The sequence below is a fragment of the Nocardiopsis lucentensis DSM 44048 genome (assembly GCF_000341125.1).
Lineage (GTDB): Bacteria > Actinomycetota > Actinomycetes > Streptosporangiales > Streptosporangiaceae > Nocardiopsis > Nocardiopsis lucentensis.
This window is the reverse complement of the sequence record NZ_ANBC01000687.1, coordinates 1-4429: the sequence shown is the minus strand read 5'-3', so window position 1 is coordinate 4429 and position 4429 is coordinate 1. Positions and strand designations below refer to the sequence as shown.

Sequence of the window (4429 nt, the reverse complement as noted above, 5' to 3'; positions counted from 1 at the left end):
GGCGGCCACCGGCACCGTCCACCTGGCCGAGATCCTCGCCGCCACCGAAGACACGAAGGAGGCCGCCACGTGAGCCGGACCTTCCTGGGCATGCCCGGCATCCCGCACGGCACCGGCAACCTGGGGGGTGAGGAGCCGTTCCCGCGTTCGGCCGCCCGCCACCTGGCCGACCACCAGATGCGCGCCAACCTGGCGAACGCCACCGGCACCATCCGGGCCAAGCGGGCCTCCGTGGTGTCCGAGCTGCCCGACTGGGAGGAGCTGCGCGAGTCCGGTCGCGCGGTCAAGGAGGCCACCATGGCCCGCCTCGACGAGCACCTGGTCGAGTTGGAGAGGCGGGTCACCGAGCGCGGCGGCACCGTGCACTGGGCCCGTGACGCCGCCGAGGCCAACCGGATCGTCACCGACCTGGTGCGCGCCACCGGGGCCGAGGAGGTGGTCAAGGTCAAGTCGATGGCCACCCAGGAGATCGGCCTCAACGAGGCGTTGGAGGAGGCGGGTGTCACCGCGTGGGAGACCGACCTGGCCGAGTTGATCGTCCAGCTCGGCGACGACCGGCCCTCCCACATCCTGGTCCCCGCCATCCACCGCAACCGCACCGAGATCCGGCGGATCTTCCTGGAGACCATGCCGGGCGTCGATCCCGATCTGACCGACGACCCCCGCCAACTCGCCATGGCCGCACGCGCCTACCTGCGTGAACGCTTCCTGCGCGCGAAGGTGGCGATCAGCGGCGCCAACTTCGCGGTCGCCGAGACGGGCACCCTGGCCGTGGTGGAGAGCGAGGGCAACGGCCGGATGTGCCTGACCCTGCCCGACACCCTCATCACCGTCATGGGGATCGAGAAGACCGTCCCCACCTGGCGGGACCTGGAGGTGTTCCTCCAGACCCTGCCGCGCTCGTCCACCGGTGAGCGGATGAACCCCTACACCTCGACCTGGACCGGCGTGACCCCCGGGGACGGTCCGGGCGAGTTCCACCTGGTGCTGCTCGACAACGGCCGCACCGCCGCGCTCGCCGACCCGACCGGCCGCCAGGCGCTGCACTGTATCCGCTGTTCCGCGTGCCTGAACGTGTGCCCGGTCTACGAGCGCACGGGCGGGCACGCCTACGGTTCGGTCTACCCGGGACCGATCGGCGCGGTGCTGTCCCCGCAGTTGACCGGGGTGGAGGCCAACCCGTCGCTGCCGTACGCGTCCACGCTGTGCGGGGCGTGCTACGAGGTGTGCCCGGTGGCCATCGACATCCCCTCGATCCTGGTGGACCTGCGCGGTCGGCAGGTCGAGTCGGACCGGAGGCCGTCAGCGGAGAGGATCGCCTTCGGGGCGGTCGCCCGGGTGATGTCCCCCCCCCGCCTGTGGCGGTCGGCCCAGCGCCTGACCCGGCTGGGACGCCTCCTCGCCCGCGGCCGCGCCACCCTGCCCGCCGCGCTGCCCCCGCCGTTGTCGAAGTGGACCCGCACCCGTGACCTGCCCACCCCGCCGAGTGAGACGTTCACCCGGCGTTGGGCCCGCGACCACGGTGATCGAACGTGAGGCGCCGGTCTCCCGGCCCCGGCCCGACCACCGCGCCGGGGGAGAGCGCCCCGGCGGCCGTGGACACAGAACAGACGAGGAGTTCCCACCGGTGAGCGCACGCGAGGAGATCCTGGCGCGCATCCGCGCGGCCAACGGCGCGGCCCAGGCGACCGAGACGGAGGTGCCGCGCGCCTACCGGCGAAGCGACGGTCGCCCGCCCGGTCATCCCGAGCTGCTGGACCTGTTGGAGGACCGGCTGGTCGACTACCGCGCCGCCGTGCACCGCTGTGGCCCCGAGGAGGTGGCCGCGACCGTGGAGGGCGTCCTGACCGAAGCGCTGGGCCCGGACCGCGCCGAGGTGCTGGCCGCTCCCGGACTCCCGGGGACGTGGACGCCCTCGGGCGCCGGTCGCGATGACGGCCGCCCCGCCGTGCGCCTGAGCGAGTGCGGGGCCGCGGTCACCGGTACGGCCGTCGCGATCGCCCAGACCGGGACGCTCGTCCTGGACGCGGGGGCTGTCTGCGGACGCCGGGCGCTGTCCCTGTTGCCGGACGTGTGCGTGTGCGTGGTCCGCGCGGACCAGGTGGTGGGCGGGGTTCCCGAGGCGCTGGAGCGCCTGGACCCGCTCGCCCCGCTCACGTTCGTCAGTGGCCCGTCGGCCACCAGCGACATCGAGCTCGAGCGGGTGGAGGGTGTGCACGGCCCCCGGACCCTGCACGTCGTGCTGGTCGCCTCGGCCTGACGGTCACCGGTCGGCGGCGGTGGGGCGCCACACCACGGCGGACTCACCCAGGCAAGGGATGACCGCGTATCGGCACCTTTTCTGGGCGATATCGAGAGGGAACGTCACCGGGATCGCCTCGACGGCCGAGCGGACCATGACATCACCACCGGAGAATTCTCCTGGAGTTCAACCGCACCCGCCCATACGGGACGTGAAGCCGACCCGAACCACTCCCGGGTGAAGGGAGTGGAACGTCGAACACCGACGACTCCCATGGGATGGATATCGGCGACTCGCTTGGATGACAGGACATCGAACAATCCATGAAGAGAAAATCCTCCCACTGGCACACCAGAAATCAAGGATATGTTGTTTTATGCCTGTGATTTTGTGGTTCTGCGTGGGGTGAGGTGGAACTGTCCGATGGGGATGCAGATTCCCAACGAACTCGTCGATCTCTTCCACGGTCTCACCGGGACTCGATGGCCGGACGTGGACGAGGATCGACTGCGCGACCTGTCCGACGTGTACGAGACCGTCCAGTACATTCTCGGCACCGAACTGCCCGAGCTGGTGATCGTGTTGCGGCGCAAGGTCAGTTCGACGTTCGACAGCCGGACCACCGCCTACTTCGAGAAGTCCCTGGCACAGTTCACCGAGGGCGAGCGCGACTACCTGGGCGAGGCCGCGCGGCTCGCCCAGGAGATCCGCGAGTACGCGCGCCAGGCCGCCAACCAGGTCGAGTACGCCAAGTGGATGATCATCGGCCAGCTCATCCAGCTGGCCCTGGAGATCGCCTGGGCGGTGGCGATGTCCTATTGGACGTTCGGTGCCTCCCTGTCCTGGATCTCGGTCTTCAGGTTCATCCGCCAGACGATGATCCGCGACATCCTCGACTGGCTGGTGCGCAACCTGCTGAGCCACCTGTTCGTCGCCCAGCTGTTCGGGGTGACGATGGACCTGCTCATCCAGCGGATCCAGATGGACCAGGGGAACCGGGACGAGTGGGACGGGGAACTGACCCGCATGGCCGCCGCCGGGGCGTTCGTGGAGGGGCTGCTCAGCGCCGGACTGTCCTTCGGCGGCGACCTGTTCCTCAAGGGCCGGCTGTCCAAGGGCCTCGGAGACAGCGTCGACGACGTACCCGCCGACACCCTCGCACCACCGCCGCGATCGCCCGCCCCGGATCCGACGCCGAACCCGCCGACACCGCCGCGGGCCGTTCCCGAACCCCCCGTGTCCCCGCCCCCACGCGCCGACGACCCCTCCTCCCCCGACCGGCCGGACGGCGCCGACGCACCCGGCGACGTGACGCCCCGGTTCGGCCGGGACCTGTCCCACCTGTTCAGCCGCAACTCCTCGGCCTTCCTGACACCCGCGCAGATCCCGGGCGGCGGGTGGAAGTCGTCCGGGGCCGAGCGGCGGTTCCTCGACGAGGCGGCCGCGACCTTCGAGCAGCACCTCGGTCCGGTACTGGGTGAGAGGGCCGCACGTGACCTCGGCCGCGACTACGCCGGCGCCTTCCTCAAGAGGTGGGACACGCCCGAGCTCGGCGCCGCCCTCGACGACCTGCTCTCTCCCCTGCCGCTGCCGAAGGCCACCCGCGACCACCTCGCCCGCGACGTGCCCGAGGCCCTCGCCAGGACCGTGCGCGAGTTCGGCGGCCGGTGGCGCGACCGCCTCACCGACCTCGGCCTCGGCGCCGCTTCGGGGGCTGTGGAGGGGTACGTCGGGGAGGGGCTCACCAACCTCCTGTTCTCCCCGGAAGGGGAGTGGAAGGCGTCGGGGATGTCCGCCGTCGCGGGCGCGACGACATCGGTGGTGCAGCAGCTGTCCACCATGGGCCTGGTCGGCGCGATCGACGGCCTGCGCGACCTGAGCATCGCGCCACCGGACACCGACGTCCCCGCCACCGGTCCCCCACCGGCGCACGAGGACGATTCACCCCGTACCGAGGACTCCCCCGGCCCGGCCGACGACGGCCCATCCTCATCGGACTCCTCGCCCTCACCGTCCCGGGCGGCCCCCGATCCGATGCGCGACCTCGCTCCGGAACCGGGCGGGACCCCGACCCCCGTGCGGGACGGCGACACCGCGGACGACGGAGGCAGGACACCGACCGAGGCCGACGTCCGCGACCTGACGGACCTGTTCCACGCCGAACTGCGGACGGGGACCGACTCCTCC

3 protein-coding genes are annotated in these 4429 nt (G+C 71.5%); all 3 read left to right on the top strand.

Going from position 1 to position 4429, the window contains the following annotated elements; all coding sequences use genetic code 11:
• Window positions 1–69: 69 nt before the first annotated feature.
• Window positions 70–1536 (top strand): LutB/LldF family L-lactate oxidation iron-sulfur protein, encoded by a 1467-nt coding sequence (locus D471_RS0124155; RefSeq protein WP_017600996.1) that lies wholly within the window; start codon window positions 70–72, stop codon window positions 1534–1536.
• Between the two features lie 91 nt (window positions 1537–1627).
• A complete protein-coding gene (locus D471_RS0124150) occupies window positions 1628–2260 on the top strand; it encodes a LutC/YkgG family protein (RefSeq protein WP_017600995.1) in 633 nt (210 codons plus the stop codon).
• 405 nt (window positions 2261–2665) lie between these two features.
• The coding region (locus D471_RS35920; RefSeq protein WP_040690965.1) for a WXG100-like domain-containing protein at window positions 2666–4429 on the top strand (1764 nt) is incomplete at its 3' end.